Genomic DNA, 15,029 nt, shown 5'->3' with positions numbered 1-15,029 from the left:
ATAGTCGGCGTGGCCTGGGCAGTCAACGTGCGCATAGTGGCGTGACGGGGTTTCATATTCAACGTGAGAAGTGTTGATGGTGATACCACGTGCTTTCTCTTCTGGCGCCTTATCGATCTCATCGAATTTGCTTGCTTTACCGCCGTAGGTTTTAGCCAGAACGGTGGTGATAGCTGCAGTCAGAGTGGTTTTACCATGGTCAACGTGACCGATGGTGCCGACGTTTACGTGCAGTTTGTTACGCTGAAATTGCTCTTTCGCCATGGCGATAATTCCTTACGTTGTGCCTTCATGAGTCATGAAGGCATCAGTTAACAATTTTTAAACCGTAGCTTATTTGCTACGAGCTTCAATAACGGCCTGAGCGACGTTGTTCGGCGCATCATCGTACTTCAGGAACTCCATGGAGTAAGAAGCACGGCCTTTTGTCAGAGAACGCAGCTGAGTTGCATATCCGAACATTTCAGACAGTGGAACTTCAGCATGGATCTGAACGCCAGTAGCGTTAGATTCCTGTCCTTTGAGCATACCACGACGACGGCTAAGGTCACCGATAACGTCACCGGTGTTCTCTTCCGGAGTCTCAACTTCAACCTTCATGATCGGCTCAAGCAGAACTGGAGTTGCTCTTTTAAAGCCTTCTTTAAATGCAATAGAAGCAGCAAGTTTAAAGGCCAGCTCTGAGGAGTCGACATCATGATATGAACCGAAGTGCAGACGAACACCCAAGTCTACTACCGGATAACCGGCCAGAGGACCTGACTTCAACTGCTCCTGAAGGCCTTTATCAACCGCAGGGATGTATTCAGTTGGAATCGTACCGCCCTTGATATCGTTGATAAATTCGTAGCCTTTAGGGTTTACACCCGGCTCCAGCGGGTACATGTCGATAACAACATGACCATACTGACCACGACCACCAGACTGCTTGGCGTGTTTACCTTCGATATCGGTAACTTTCGCGCGAATCGCTTCACGGTAAGCAACCTGAGGTTTACCCACGTTCGCTTCAACGTTGAATTCACGCTTCATGCGGTCAACGATGATGTCGAGGTGCAGCTCACCCATACCAGCGATGATGGTCTGGTTGGTTTCTTCATCAGTCCATACGCGGAATGATGGATCTTCCTTCGCCAGACGACCCAGAGCCAGACCCATTTTTTCTTGGTCAGCTTTGGTTTTCGGCTCAACGGCGATAGAGATTACTGGCTCTGGGAATTCCATGCGCTCAAGGATGATGACGTTATCTGGGTCACACAGGGTGTCACCAGTGGTCACATCTTTCAGGCCGATCGCAGCTGCGATGTCGCCTGCACGGACTTCTTTGATCTCTTCACGCTTGTTGGCGTGCATCTGAACGATACGGCCCAGACGCTCACGGTTTGACTTAACCGGGTTGTACACGGTGTCACCAGTGTTAACAACACCAGAATAAACGCGGAAGAAGGTCAAGTTACCAACAAACGGGTCGGTTGCGATTTTGAACGCCAGAGCAGCAAACGGCTCGTTGTCGTCAGAATGACGCTCAGCCGGTGTGTCTTTACCGTCGTCCAGCATACCGTTAATCGCGGTAACGTCAGTCGGTGCTGGCAGGTATTCAACTACCGCATCCAGCATCGCCTGAACACCTTTGTTCTTAAATGCAGAACCACAGGTCACCAGGATGATTTCGTTTTTCAGCACGCGCTTACGCAGAGAAGTTTTGATCTCTTCTTCGGTCAGTTCTTCACCGCCGAAGAATTTCTCCATCAGCTCATCAGAACCTTCAGCTGCAGCTTCAACCAGATTTGCACGCCATTCGTCAGCCAGTTCCTGCATATCAGCTGGGATATCTTCGTAAACGAAGGTAACGCCCTGATCTTCATCGTTCCAGTTGATGGCTTTCATTTTCACCAGGTCAACAACGCCGGTGAATTTCTCTTCTGCGCCGATTGCCAGCTGAAGTGGAACCGGGTTTGCACCCAAGCGCACTTTCATCTGATCAACAACTTTCAGGAAGTTAGCACCCATGCGGTCCATTTTGTTAACGAACGCGATGCGTGGAACTTTATATTTGTTAGCCTGGCGCCATACGGTCTCAGACTGTGGCTGAACACCACCAACCGCACAGTAAACCATCACTGCGCCATCGAGCACACGCATAGAACGCTCAACTTCGATGGTGAAGTCAACGTGTCCCGGGGTGTCAATGATGTTGACGTGGTGTGGCTCGAACTGCTTAGCCATACCTGACCAGTAACAGGTGGTCGCAGCGGAAGTGATGGTAATACCACGTTCCTGTTCCTGCTCCATCCAGTCCATGGTTGCGGCGCCGTCATGCACTTCACCGATTTTGTGGTTTACACCGGTGTAGAACAGAACACGTTCGGTAGTGGTAGTTTTACCGGCGTCGATGTGAGCACTGATACCGATGTTACGATAGCGCTCAATGGGTGTTTTACGAGCCATTTGATTCCTCTGATTCTGAGACGTTCTAAGTTAAAAAAGCCCAGCAGGTAAGTCACTGGGACGCCCGCTGGGTTAATAACAACTACGTGGCTGTTACCAGCGGTAGTGTGCGAACGCCTTGTTGGCTTCAGCCATACGGTGAACGTCTTCACGTTTCTTAACTGCAGTACCTTTGTTCTCTGCAGCATCAGAAAGTTCGTTCGCCAGGCGAAGAGCCATTGATTTATCACCGCGTTTACGAGCAGCTTCAACGATCCAACGCATTGCCAGAGCATTACGACGAACCGGACGGACTTCAACTGGAACCTGGTAGGTTGAACCACCAACGCGACGTGACTTAACTTCTACAGTCGGACGTACGTTTTCGAGTGCAACTTCGAAAGCTTCCAGACCGTCTTTACCTGCACGTTGAGCCAGGGTATCAAGTGCGGTATAGACGATAGATTCTGCAGTAGATTTTTTACCATCTACCATCAGAATGTTTACAAATTTAGCCAGCAATTCTGATCCGAACTTAGGATCTGGCAGGATTTTACGCTGACCAATGACGCGACGACGTGGCATGGAAATACTCCGTTGTTAATTCAGGATTGTCCAAAACTCTACGAGTTTATTTTGACATTAAAGTGAAAATGTTTGGCCTTACTTAACGGAGAACCATTAAGCCTTTGGCTTCTTCACGCCGTACTTGGAACGTGACTGCTTACGATCTTTAACACCTGAGCAGTCAAGCGCGCCGCGAACGGTGTGGTAACGCACACCTGGCAAGTCTTTAACACGACCGCCACGGATCAGGATCACTGAGTGTTCCTGGAGGTTATGACCTTCACCGCCGATGTAGGAGGTAACTTCAAAACCGTTAGTCAAACGCACACGGCAAACTTTACGCAGTGCTGAGTTTGGTTTTTTAGGGGTAGTGGTGTACACACGAGTACAAACACCACGTTTCTGCGGGCAAGCTTCCAGCGCAGGCACGTTGCTCTTTGCAACTTTGCGTACGCGTGGTTTGCGAACCAGCTGGTTAACTGTTGCCATTAAATAGCTCCTGGGATTTAGCTTTTTGCTTCGTAAACACGTAATAAATCGCCTCGTATTACTACGAGGAGGCAGAATTTTAGGGCTGTGTCAAAAGGGTGTCAAGAAATAACCAGGTTTTCGTTGTTACCAGGCCACTTGTTGTTGGTGCTTTGCCGTCATCGCAACGAAACCAGTATAGTCCAAACGTGCTACTTTGGTTGAAATTTGCTCAGCGAGTCCCCGCGCGACCACATCTTCCTGCAATACCCAAAGCGTTGCAGGTGAAGCACTTAACTTGATAAACATCTGGCTACCCTCCAGTGCGGCCGTCACGCCATCTTGCAGCAGCAGCAAATCATCGCCCTCCTGCATCAGCAGTAACAAACTATCGATGTCGCATTGCCAAGGGGATTGCAGCAGCGTGTAAAGCATAGGCGATTCTCAAAAACGAATGATTCGATGATAGGAAGCCAGTTTCTGGTGCAGCGTTTTGGCATCCAGCACCTCTGCTTCCAGAACGCGCTTCGCTGTCAGACTTTGTCCACGCGTGACCAGTGACTCGCGGCAGATAAAGCACTGGTCAATATCGTACAGACCCAGCACGCCAAAAGTCGCAATGTAATTGCGCGCCAAAATCTGCTCTGGATGTTGATCGCGTTGAAGTTGCAGCACACCATCACCTATAAAGAACAAGGCGATATCTTCGCTGAGCGCGCCAGTGGCCAGCACTGCATCCAGCCCTTCCCTGCCCGCGCTGCTACCGTGTGGTGCCTGAGTGAACAGAAATGCCACGCGATTCATCAGAATTGCACCAGACGATCGCAAGTCAGCGCGGCTTCTGCCAGCGCACCTAAGCCACTCAGTTCAAAGCCGGGCTGCAAATTACTGCCTGCCAGTTGCAAGCGAGCAGCTTCCTGCGCATCCGTCACGCCACGGCGTAATGCAGCAGCCACGCAGATATTCAGCGCAGCGCCACTCTCTTCACGTAGTTGCTGCCATGCACGCACCACATCCACTTCATCACTGGCGGGCGCGCTGAGCTGATTGGCATTCATCACACCCTCTCTATAAAAGAAGACGCTTGCTAGCTGATGCCCTTCTTTAATCAGCGCACGCGCAAACAGCAGCGCGCTGCTGGCATGCTGGGTGCCGTATGCCGGCCCAGTGACCAGCAAGGTGTAACGCATTAGCGTTCCTGCCCCTGGAAATCGCCGCTTTTGAATTGGCGAATATACAGATAAACCGTGTGCTTCGAGATATTCAGACGATCGGCGACCTGGTTAATGGCATCTTTAATATCGAAGATGCCCTTCTCATACAGATTGAGCACAATCTGACGATTCTTAGCGTTGTTGGAGACGTTGCGATCGTTGCTCACTTCTTCAATCGTAAATTCCAGCGTCTGCATCACCAGATCTTCTACCGAGCTGGCAAAGTTGACGTTGGAATCCACCTGCTGCGTTTCTGGCGGCAAGAAAGTAGACATAATCTGTGAGAACGGCACATCGAGATTCATGTTGATGCACAGCAGGCCAATCACGCGCTGTTGGCGATTACGAATCGCAATGGTCACTGACTTCATCAACACGCCGCTTTTTGCACGAGTGAAGTAAGCACGGGAAACATTACTGTCCGCGCCATGCATATCGTGCAGCATACGCAGTGCCAAATCGGTAATCGGAGAACCCACTTTACGGCCTGTATGTTCACCGTTGGCGATGCGCACGGCAGAGCATTTCAAATCTTCCAGTGAATGCAGCACGATTTCGCAGTGCGAGCCAATCAGCATCGCCAGACCATCAACGACCGCTTCGTAAGATTTGAGGATATCGTAATCTGCTTGCTCGAACGGACGCTGCTCCAGTAAATCGAAGTCAGTCAGTTCACCGGGATTGAATGGATTAGACATCGAAGACATTACCCTAAGTGGCTGGAGCCTGTCTCGACAGCGTAGGGGCAGACTCATATTGTGATAGTTGTGCAGGCGCTAGTCTGGCAAATGTCGTGGTGTTTAGCCAGAGCTTTGTCAGGGGATAGAAATGAAACCGCCGCCCGAAGGCGGCGGTGTAAGAAAGGGCAGGTTACTGCGCTTTCTTATCAGCGGCGGCTGGAGCCTGCGCTTTCTCATCCGCTTTTGGTGCTGGTTTGATATCCAGCAGCTCAACATCGAAGACCAGCGTGGAGTTAGCCGGAATACCCGGAACGCCATTTTTGCCGTAAGCCAAGTTTGGTGGGATCACCAGCTTGATCTTACCGCCTTTCTTCACGTGCTTCAGACCTTCAGTCCAGCCAGGGATAACACCATCCAGACGGAATGACAGCGGCTCGCCACGGGTGTAAGAGTTGTCGAACTCGGTACCGTCGATCAGCGTACCCTTGTAGTTCACCACAACAGTGTCGCTATCTTTAGGCGCGTCACCGGTGCCTTCTTTCTCAACCTGATAAAGCAGGCCAGATTCAGTTTTCTTCACGCCCTTTTCTTTAGCGAATTTGTCAGCGTATGCAGCACCCTTGTCAGAGTTCTCTTTCGCATCTTTTTCCATCTTCGCCTGTGCAGCGCCTTTCACGCGGCCTTCAAAGGCTTGCAGCGTCTGCTCAATCTCTTGGTCAGAGAGCTTGCTCTTGCCACCGAATGCATCCTGAACACCCGCGATCAGCTGGTCTTTGTCCAGTTTGATACCGAGTTTCTCTTGTTCCTTCAGAGAATTGTCCATGTAGCGACCCAGAGAAGCGCCCAGCGCATAGGCTGATTGCTGGTCTTCATTTTTGAAGGCAGCATTCTTTGGTGCCTGTGGTGCAGCTTGAGCTGCATCAGTTGGCGCTGCGGTGGTTTCTGCGGCCATAGCCAGCGGTGCATTTAACACGACGGCCATGGTGGTAGCTAACAATGTGACTTTAAACAGTGAATTCATCCTTTCTCCAAAACCGAAGCGTCAAAACCTCGGGAATCATTGCGGACAGTGGCCCACACTATAACTTTACGTGGCAGCTGCGAACACTCCCACAACGTAATTACCCGCTTAACATCCGACCTTTTTTGCATCAGGAAGTTTCACCAGAGATGAAGGCATTAGCGCTGTTTTCAACCGCAGGGGCTCATAAAGGTTAAAAATCGGGTGATTCTGGCGCCAAAGGCCGTAGAATCTCGCCCGATACGCGCCAAGCGCAGCACCGTAACAGGAGAAGAGATGATGCAACATGAAGAGTGGGAACAACGCCTTGAGGCGCTGGAGAGCAAGCTAGCTTTTCAGGAGCACACCATTGATCAGCTCAATCAGACGGTTACTCAGCACGAACTGGAGATGAGCAGGATGCGCGAACAGGTACGCCTGCTGGTGGATAAAGTCAAAGCTGCCACACCCTCACCGATTGCCTCACAGTCCGAAGAGACGCCTCCTCCCCATTATTAAAAGCAAAAGGCCACCCAAAGGTGGCCTTTCGCACATCAACGTCAAACTTAGTGGCTGCAGCCGCAGCCGCCTTGGCCGTGGTCGTGACCATGGTCGTGGTCATGATCGTGATGATGACCATCTGCACCGTGTACGTGGCCGTGTGCGATTTCTTCTTCCGTTGCTTCACGGATCGCCACCACTTCCACGTTGAAGTTCAGGTTCTGGCCCGCCAGCATGTGGTTACCATCAACCACGACGTGCTCGTCTTCCACTTCGGTGATTTCAACTGGCACAGGACCCTGATCGGTCTCTGCCAGGAAGCGCATGCCAACTTGCAGTTCATCCACGCCCATGAACACGTCTTTAGGAACACGCTGAACCAGGTTGTCATCGTACTGACCATAAGCATCGTTTGCTGGGATATGCACATCAAACTTATCGCCTACTGCATGATTTTCCAGCGCTTTTTCCAGACCAGAAATCAGGGAACCATGACCGTGCAGATAGTCCAACGGTGCACTCACCGGTGACTCGTCAACCAACACACCGTCTTCGGTACGAACCTGATACGCCAGGCTCACCACCAGGTCTTTTGCTACTTTCATGATATCTCCTAACCGTTGAGAACTGAGATCCTGTCTCATTGGTCTATTTTGCGTGCAATAACCAACCAGAAAGGTTCAAGACTGAGAATGCCAACAAATGTGTTGCTGCATACTGCTCAGCGTTAATGGCGCCGATTGTAACGGAATTCAATCCCGCTGTAAGTTTAAGCTTAAAAAAAGCTGCGCCATTACGCTACTCAGGATGAAAAATGCCGATGACTTGCTCATTGTTGCGCACCTTATCGCGAACTTGCTTATCCGCTTCACGCATCTGATGGCCGCACTGCACGCATTCCACCACCTCGACATTGTTTTCACGCCACAGTGCCAGCGTGTCTTTTTCCTGACATTGCGGACATACCGCACCGGCAATAAAACGTTTACGCATACTCTTTCCTGCCCGTTGTTAAGAAACGGATATGTTAAGTGTAGTCTTACTCGTCATCCCAACCGTCAATCTGGCGTTTTTCATGCTGCATTTCCCGTTGAAAGATGTCCTCCAACTCGCGACGGGCTTCACGAACGCGCGAGGCCTGCGTGCTGTCATCATGACTCGGCACAAGCTCACGCAGCATCCGCATATCCAGCCGACGGAAATGTTGTTGCGCGCGTTGTGCCTGGTGAGGATGCATGCCAAGTGAAATCAGCGTTTTGCGCCCCAGCTCCAGCGCACTAGAGAAGGTTTCACGTGAGAACAGTGTAACACCGGCCTCAAGCAGTTCATGTGCTTCAACACGTCCACGCGCACGCGCCAGAATTTCCAACTGTGGGAAATGCTGCTGACAGAGATGCACGATGGTCATCGAGTCCTCGGGATCGTTGCAGGTGATCACGATGGATTGCGCATTCTCCGCGCCAGCCGCTCGCAGCAGCTCAAGTTCAGTGGCATCTCCGTAGTAAACCTTATAGCCATACTTGCGCATTAGGCTCACAGCAGAGATGTCACGCTCCAGCACCGTAATACGCTTGTTGTTGGCCATCAGCAAGCGGCCCACGACCTGGCCAAAGCGACCGAAGCCCACCACAATCACCTGCGGCTGGTCGTCTTCAACAAAAGGTTTTTCACTGTTGTCATCGGGCTCATTGAAACGACGCGCGAGAATTTTATCCACGCCCTGCATCAATAGCGGAGTGGTCATCATCGACAGCGTCACCGTCACCAACAGCAGTGGGAGCTGATCGCCCCTAAACAGTTTGGCGGAAGAAGCGGCAGAGAACAGTACAAAGGCGAACTCACCTCCCTGGCTCAACACACTCGCAAACTGCAGTCGTTCAGAGCTTCGCAACCCGTAGATGCGGCCCAACACATACAGCACCAACGTTTTCACCGCCACCAAAATCACTACGCCAAGAACAATCTCAACGATGTGGGTGTAAAGCACCCCAAGATTCAGCGCCATGCCAACGGAAATGAAGAACAGTCCCAGCAGCAAGCCTTTAAAGGGCTCAATCGCCACTTCCAGTTCGTGGCGATATTCGCTTTCCGCCAGCAGGATACCGGCGATAAAGGTGCCCAATGCCATCGACAGCCCCAGCGCATCCATAAACAACGCCGAGCCGAGCACCAGCAATAATGAGGCAGCAGTAAAGACTTCACGTACGCCAGATGCAGCGATGAAACGGAAAATCGGGCGCAGCAAATAACGGCCACCCACCAACATCCCGGCGAAGGCCAGCACTTTCATCCCCACTTTCAACCAGTCAACATGGCCGCTATCGCCCCCTGCCAGTAACGGCACAAGTGCCAAGGCGGGAATCACCGCCAAATCCTGGAACAGCAGTACCGAAAAGCCGAGTTGCCCTGCTTCGCTGCGGTTCATGCCCTTGTCACGCATCAACTGCAATGCCATCGCGGTGGAGGACATGGCTAAGCCAATCCCCCCAATCACCGCAGCCTGCCAGCTAAAGTCGGTGAGCCACAGCAGCACACCGAGAATGGCAGCAGAGATCAGCACCTGCGCGGCACCGACACCAAAAATGGAGCGACGTAGCGCCCAAAGTTTGGCGGGATTCAGTTCCAGTCCGATGATGAACATCAGGAACACGACGCCGAGTTCAGAGAAATGCAGAATCTCGTCAACGTCGCTGATGAACCCTAATCCCCATGGGCCGATGGCAATACCTGCCAGCAAATATCCCAGCACCGCGCCAATGCCAAGGCGCGCGGCTATGGGCACGATCAGCACCGCCGCGACCAGATAAATGACCCCAGCGGTCAGTAATGTTTGTCCTTCCATCACACCACTCCCTGCGGCAACGGTGAAGAGAGCCAGTCGCGATAGGCGTGCGCATAGTTACGCATCACCTCTGGCGTCTGGCGGCGTGCCCAGTAGATCACCATTGGCGTCATCCAGTGCATGCGGCACATCTGCGCCGTCAACTCAAACGGACGCATGATGTCGCTCATGGGATAGCGATTCAGCCCACTGTGGTGGTAAGCCGTTTCCGGCTCTCCGGTGGTGACCACGCTACGCCAGTATTTACCCTCGAGCGCATTGCCATCGATACCGCTGGCAAATCCGCGCGACAACACGCGGTCCAACCACTCTTTCAGTAACGCCGGGCAGCTGTAGGTATAAAGCGGATGCTGGAATACCACGATTTGATGTTCACGCAGCAGTTGCTGTTCGTAGTGAACATCAATAAAAAAAATCCGGATAGTGGGCGTATAAATCGTGCACCGTGACGTGGTCCAGTTCCATAGCCGACTGCAGCAAAACCCGATTAGCAATCGAATCCTGTGTTTCCGGATGGGCATAAAGCAGCAATATTTTAGGTGGCTGCGACATCGTTCCCCTCCAAGGCGTCGTCACAGCAGAGGAATTCCGCTACCATGCTCGACGCAACTAACCATTATCGAATTATGTTGCCAATAAATTAACATATTCTGACGATACGGCGCTTATGATTGTATTTTCCTCATTACAAATCCGCCGCGGCACCAATGTGCTGCTGGATAACGCAACAGCCACCATTAATCCCGGCCAAAAAGTCGGTCTGGTGGGCAAAAACGGCTGCGGTAAATCCACGCTGCTGTCGCTACTGAAGGGTGAAATCAGCAGTGATGCGGGTCACTTCACCTTCCCCAGCAGTTGGGCATTGGCATGGGTGAATCAGGAAACCCCTGCGCTGAGCAAAGCCGCACTTGAATATGTTATTGATGGCGACCGCGAATATCGTCAGCTTGAATCCGAATTAGCAGAAGCAAATGCAAAAGATGACGGCAACGCTATCGCACTGCTACACGGCAAACTGGATGCGATCCAAGCGTGGAGCATACACGCTCGTGCGTCCAGCCTGCTGCACGGATTGGGCTTTAGCCAGGAACAATTAATGCGGTCGGTGAGCGACTTTTCCGGTGGCTGGCGTATGCGCCTCAACCTTGCGCAAGCACTGGTGTGTCGATCCGATCTGCTGCTGCTGGATGAACCGACTAACCACCTTGATCTCGATGCAGTGATCTGGCTTGAACGCTGGTTGAAAAGCTATGAAGGCACGCTGATCCTGATTTCGCATGACCGAGACTTTCTCGATCCGGTGGTGGATAAGATTATCCATATCGAACAGCAAACCATGTTCGAATACACCGGCAACTACAGCTCGTTTGAGCGCCAGCGCGTCGCCAAACTGGCGCAGCAGCAGGCGCTGTTCCAGAGTCAGCAGGAAAAAGTGCAGCATCTGCAAAAGTATATTGATCGCTTCCGTGCGCAGGCCACCAAAGCCAAGCAGGCACAGAGTCGTATCAAAATGCTGGAGCGCATGGAGTTGATTGCCCCTGCACACGTCGATAACCCGTTCAGTTTCAGCTTCCGTGCCCCCGAAAGCCTGCCGAATCCATTGCTGAAAATGGAAAAAGTCACGGCAGGTTACGGTGAACGCATCATTCTTGATGCCATTAAGCTCAACCTGGTGCCCGGTTCGCGCATCGGCCTCTTAGGCCGTAACGGTGCGGGTAAATCAACGCTGATCAAACTGCTGGCCGGCGAGATTGAAGCGCTGGATGGCAAAGTCGGCTTGGCGAAAGGCATCAAACTCGGCTACTTCGCTCAGCATCAGCTTGAATATCTACGCGCTGATGAATCGCCATTGCAGCACCTGGCACGTATTGCGCCACAAACGCTCGAACAGCAATTGCGTGATTACCTCGGCGGCTTCGGCTTCCAGGGTGACAAAGTCAGCGAAATCACTGAGCGCTTCTCGGGCGGTGAAAAAGCGCGACTGGTGCTGGCGCTGATTGTCTGGCAACGTCCAAACTTGCTGCTGCTCGATGAACCGACCAACCACCTTGATCTCGACATGCGTCAGGCATTGACCGAAGCACTGATTGATTTCGAGGGCGCCTTGGTGGTGGTTTCGCATGATCGTCATTTGCTGCGATCCACCACCGACGATCTCTATCTGGTGCATGACCGCAAAGTCGATGTGTTCGAGGGCGATCTCGATGATTACCAGCAGTGGTTGAGCGATTTGCAAAAGCAGCAGGCCCAACAGGATGCAACGCCAAAGCTAGATAACGCCAATAGCGCCCAGTCTCGTAAAGATCAGAAGCGCCGCGATGCCGAACTGCGCGCGCAGACTCAGCCATTACGCAAAGAGATAGAGAAGCTGGAAAAGCAGATGGCGAAATGGCAGAGCCAACTGAGTGAAGCGGAAGCGATGCTGTCAGACAGTGCAATTTACGATCAGAGCCGTAAAGCGGATTTGAACGTGGCGTTGCAACGTCAGGCAGAGAGCAAATCTGCTTTAGAAGACGTTGAAATGGCCTGGCTGGATGCGCAAGAGCAGCTGGAGCAAATGCTGGCGGGATAGCCGACAGGTTGGTTCTGTAGGGTTCGCATTTTACGAACCTGGTAAATTGTGTTGCTGTTTATGTTGCTGCCGGGTTTGGTGTAAGGGCCAGAAAAGCCCCGCCCGATCGCAAAGGGATCACGCATCCATGCTGATCGACCGCCACATCCATGTGGCGGACGCTTTGCTCTTCTGGCGGGGATTTCCTGTCCTGTTTAGATTCTCATCGCTGTATCTTGTGCGCTTGCCTGGATGTTTGCACACTTCGTAGCGGCGCAATTTATTGCTCATTTTTTTAGACACGCGCGATAAATCGCGCCGCTACGGATATGAATCAGCCAGTTAGAACGGAACATCACCCAGCACTGTCGCCCGATGCATCACCCTGCGTGCCGGATAATAATCCGCATTGGCATAATGCTGCGTCACGCGGTTATCCCAGATCGCAACATCATTCGGCTGCCAGCGCCAGCGCACCTGAAACTCCGGTTTCGCCGTATGCCAGAACAGGAAATTCAGCAGCGCCTCACTCTCCTTCTCACTCAATCCCAATAAACGCGTCGTGAAGCCTTCATTCACAAATAACGCCTTGCGCCCACTCACCGGGTGTGTGCGAATGACGGGATGTTGCACCGGCGGATGCTTCGCCACGGCCTGTTGCCAGCGTTGATGTTCCTCTTCGGTCTTGCGGTATTTGTATTCCTGGAATGACTTCTTGAAATCGTGCTCCGCCTGCAAGCCACCCAGCAGCTGCTTAAAGGGCTCTGACAGGGCTTCATAAGCCGCAATCCCCGTGGACCACAGCGTATCGCCACCGCTTTCCGGTAACAGCTTGGAGGCCAGAATCGCTATCGCTGGCGGCGTTTCGATAAAGGTCACATCGGTGTGCCAGTTATCATTATCCGGTGGATTGTCCTGATGGGTATCCAGCACGATGATCTCGTCCACCCCTTCCGCGTGCGGATACACCGGATGGATATGCAGATCGCCAAAGCGAATCGCTAACGCACGCTGCTGCTCCGGCGTGATCAGCTGATTACGCAGGAACAACACTTGATGACGCAGTAGGCCATGATAAAGCTGCTCAAACTGCGCGTCGCTTAATGGTCGACTGAGATCCACATCGCTAACCTGCGAACCGATATACGGGCCCAGCGCGGTAAAAGTAAGACGTTCGTTCATTGCTGTTCTCCATTCCAGGGCGTTAATCGGCGCTGCAAAGCGCGCAGACCCAGTTCTAAGCTAAAAGCGATCAAGGCAATCACGGCGATTCCGGCTAGCACCACATCAGTAGCAAGGAACTCGCCCGCCGACTGCACCATGAATCCCAGCCCGCGCGTGGCGGCAATCAGTTCGGCAGCCACCAGCGTTGACCAGCCGACGCCGAGGCCAATACGCAAACCGGTAAGAATTTCCGGCAAGGCACCCGGCAAGATGACAAAGCGCAGCAGCTGCCAGCGTGAAGCCCCCAAAGCTTGCGCCGCTCGTATCCGTACCTGCTGAGCATTCTTCACACCCGCCAGTGTCGAGAGCGTGACCGGCGCGAAGATTGCCAGATAAATCAGTAAAATTTTCGAGGTCTCACCGATGCCAAACCAAATCACCATCAGCGGCAAATAGGCGAGCGGCGGCACCGGGCGATAGAGTTCAATCAGCGGGTCGAGCAGCCCGCGAATCGCCGGACTTAAACCCATCGCAATGCCCACAGGGATGCCAATCAGCGCCGCGAAGAACAACGCCACCAACATACGCGTCAGGCTGGCACCCAAGTGCTGCCATAAGGTCGCATCCATAAAGCCTTGCGGACTGGCGATCAGCAGTAACTTTTGCAGCACCTGCTGGGGTGGCGGTAGGAACAGGGGTGCAACTAAACCGAGCGCCGTCACGCCCCACCACACCAGCAGCAGCAAACCGACACTCAGCAAGCTCAGTGAAAACTGGGCTGAAAACGGCCAGCGCAGTGCGCGGCGGCGAGTTTGCGTTTTCTCATCAATAACCGCACTCATACAAACGCCTCCCGCTGAGAAAAGACCTGATTCAGCACATATTCGCGGCGCTCGATAAAGGCCGGATCGGATTTGATACTGCGGCACGGTTCACCGGCAGCGAACCGCTGACCAAAATCGAGTTTGATACGTTCCACCACGCGACCAGGCCCAGTTGACAGCAGCACCAGCTCGCTGGCGAGAAACACCGCTTCTTCAATATCGTGAGTGATGAGCAAAATCTGTTTGCCGGTATCGCGCCACAGCGTCAGCAGCAGGGTTTGCATCTGTTCACGGGTGAAGGCATCCAGCGCGCCAAATGGCTCATCTAACAGCAGCAGCTGAGGGTCAGCCGCCAGCGCACGCGCAATCCCCACGCGCTGACGCTGACCCCCAGAGAGCTGCCAGATAAAACGCTTTTCGGCCCCTTCCAATCCGACTTTACGGATCAAACGACGCGCAATCACATGACGCTCTGCTTTCGCCATCCCCGTCAGTTGCAAACCAAACGCCACGTTATCGATCACGTTGCGCCACGGCAGTAAACCTTCGTTTTGGAATACCACACCGCGTTCGGCGCCGGGTCCCTTTACCGCTTGGCCATCTAGCGTGATGCTGCCTGACTCCAACGGCAGGAAACCGGCGATCAAATTCAGCAGTGTGGTTTTGCCACAGCCAGAGGGCCCCAGCACCACCAGCAGGTCGCGTTGATCCAGCTGCAGGTTAATATCCTGCAGCGCGGGTTGTCCGGCGTAACGTGCATTCAGGTTGGTGATGCTGAGCATAACGCCTCC

The 15,029-nt window shown here is 52.8% G+C and carries 17 protein-coding genes and 1 pseudogene; 2 read left to right on the top strand and 16 right to left on the bottom strand.

The window, feature by feature from the left end:
• The 9 genes from HA51_RS18005 to fkpA all read right to left on the bottom strand — a co-directional run.
• The coding region (locus HA51_RS18005) for a GTP-binding protein (protein ID WP_245840239.1) at positions 1 to 264 on the bottom strand (264 nt) is incomplete at its 3' end.
• A 69-nt stretch (positions 265 to 333) separates the two neighbouring features.
• The gene (gene fusA / locus HA51_RS18000; protein ID WP_084935964.1) at positions 334 to 2,448 is read right to left on the bottom strand and encodes an elongation factor G; all 2,115 of its coding nucleotides are present in this window, start codon (positions 2,446 to 2,448) and stop codon (positions 334 to 336) included.
• 93 nt (positions 2,449 to 2,541) lie between these two features.
• Positions 2,542 to 3,012 carry a 30S ribosomal protein S7 gene (rpsG, locus tag HA51_RS17995; RefSeq protein ID WP_007886246.1) on the bottom strand — a complete coding sequence of 157 codons (471 nt, stop codon included), beginning with the start codon at positions 3,010 to 3,012 and terminating at the stop codon, positions 2,542 to 2,544.
• A 96-nt stretch (positions 3,013 to 3,108) separates the two neighbouring features.
• Positions 3,109 to 3,483 (bottom strand): 30S ribosomal protein S12, encoded by a 375-nt coding sequence (rpsL, locus tag HA51_RS17990; protein WP_006120575.1) that lies wholly within the window; start codon positions 3,481 to 3,483, stop codon positions 3,109 to 3,111.
• Between the two features lie 126 nt (positions 3,484 to 3,609).
• A complete protein-coding gene (tusB, locus tag HA51_RS17985) occupies positions 3,610 to 3,897 on the bottom strand; it encodes a sulfurtransferase complex subunit TusB (protein WP_084935963.1) in 288 nt (95 codons plus the stop codon).
• Between the two features lie 9 nt (positions 3,898 to 3,906).
• Positions 3,907 to 4,266 (bottom strand): sulfurtransferase complex subunit TusC, encoded by a 360-nt coding sequence (gene tusC / locus HA51_RS17980; RefSeq protein WP_084935962.1) that lies wholly within the window; start codon positions 4,264 to 4,266, stop codon positions 3,907 to 3,909.
• On the bottom strand, positions 4,266 to 4,652 hold the full coding sequence (tusD, locus tag HA51_RS17975) for a sulfurtransferase complex subunit TusD (RefSeq protein ID WP_084935961.1): 387 nt from the start codon (positions 4,650 to 4,652) through the stop codon (positions 4,266 to 4,268). Before tusD ends, tusC begins: the two co-directional genes overlap by 1 nt.
• Positions 4,652 to 5,374, bottom strand: a complete 723-nt coding sequence (locus HA51_RS17970; RefSeq protein WP_084935960.1) for a helix-turn-helix transcriptional regulator — start codon at positions 5,372 to 5,374, stop codon at positions 4,652 to 4,654. The genes tusD and HA51_RS17970 overlap by 1 nt, the downstream gene beginning before the upstream one ends.
• Before the next feature lie 172 nt (positions 5,375 to 5,546).
• Entirely contained in the window at positions 5,547 to 6,377 is an 831-nt protein-coding gene (gene fkpA, locus HA51_RS17965) for an FKBP-type peptidyl-prolyl cis-trans isomerase (RefSeq protein ID WP_084935959.1), read from the bottom strand.
• A gap of 279 nt (positions 6,378 to 6,656) precedes the next feature.
• Here fkpA and HA51_RS17960 point away from each other — a divergent pair, with 279 nt between their 5' ends.
• Positions 6,657 to 6,875 carry a SlyX family protein gene (locus tag HA51_RS17960; RefSeq protein WP_084935971.1) on the top strand — a complete coding sequence of 73 codons (219 nt, stop codon included), beginning with the start codon at positions 6,657 to 6,659 and terminating at the stop codon, positions 6,873 to 6,875.
• Positions 6,876 to 6,922: 47 nt separating this feature from the next.
• Here the strand turns inward: HA51_RS17960 and slyD are convergent, their stop codons facing one another.
• The 4 genes and pseudogenes from slyD to kefG form a co-directional block, all read right to left on the bottom strand.
• Positions 6,923 to 7,462, bottom strand: coding sequence for a peptidylprolyl isomerase (gene slyD / locus HA51_RS17955; protein ID WP_084935958.1), 540 nt, complete (start codon positions 7,460 to 7,462; stop codon positions 6,923 to 6,925).
• Between the two features lie 193 nt (positions 7,463 to 7,655).
• Complete coding sequence (locus HA51_RS17950; RefSeq protein ID WP_084935957.1) at positions 7,656 to 7,850, bottom strand: YheV family putative zinc ribbon protein; 195 nt, start codon at positions 7,848 to 7,850, stop codon at positions 7,656 to 7,658.
• Between the two features lie 46 nt (positions 7,851 to 7,896).
• Entirely contained in the window at positions 7,897 to 9,699 is a 1,803-nt protein-coding gene (gene kefB / locus HA51_RS17945) for a glutathione-regulated potassium-efflux system protein KefB (RefSeq protein ID WP_084935956.1), read from the bottom strand.
• Positions 9,699 to 10,251, bottom strand: a pseudogene (gene kefG, locus HA51_RS17940) (glutathione-regulated potassium-efflux system ancillary protein KefG). Before kefG ends, kefB begins: the two are co-directional and overlap by 1 nt.
• A 115-nt stretch (positions 10,252 to 10,366) precedes the next feature.
• Here kefG and HA51_RS17935 point away from each other — a divergent pair.
• The gene (locus HA51_RS17935) at positions 10,367 to 12,271 is read left to right on the top strand and encodes an ABC transporter ATP-binding protein (protein ID WP_084935955.1); all 1,905 of its coding nucleotides are present in this window, start codon (positions 10,367 to 10,369) and stop codon (positions 12,269 to 12,271) included.
• 321 nt (positions 12,272 to 12,592) lie between these two features.
• On the opposite strand, the gene tauD is transcribed toward HA51_RS17935, so the two are convergent.
• From tauD to tauB, 3 genes are read right to left on the bottom strand one after another with little or no spacing between them, the layout of a single operon-like run.
• The gene (gene tauD / locus HA51_RS17930) at positions 12,593 to 13,432 is read right to left on the bottom strand and encodes a taurine dioxygenase (RefSeq protein ID WP_084935954.1); all 840 of its coding nucleotides are present in this window, start codon (positions 13,430 to 13,432) and stop codon (positions 12,593 to 12,595) included.
• A complete protein-coding gene (gene tauC / locus HA51_RS17925; RefSeq protein ID WP_084935953.1) occupies positions 13,429 to 14,256 on the bottom strand; it encodes a taurine ABC transporter permease TauC in 828 nt (275 codons plus the stop codon). Before tauC ends, tauD begins: the two co-directional genes overlap by 4 nt.
• Complete coding sequence (gene tauB, locus HA51_RS17920) at positions 14,253 to 15,020, bottom strand: taurine ABC transporter ATP-binding subunit (protein WP_084935952.1); 768 nt, start codon at positions 15,018 to 15,020, stop codon at positions 14,253 to 14,255. Before tauB ends, tauC begins: the two co-directional genes overlap by 4 nt.
• Positions 15,021 to 15,029: the final 9 nt, after the last annotated feature.

It is taken from the genome of Pantoea rwandensis (assembly GCF_002095475.1).
GTDB classification, from domain to species: domain Bacteria; phylum Pseudomonadota; class Gammaproteobacteria; order Enterobacterales; family Enterobacteriaceae; genus Pantoea; species Pantoea rwandensis.
The sequence above is the reverse complement of the archived record's forward strand: the minus strand, read 5'-3'. Positions and strand labels throughout refer to the sequence as shown.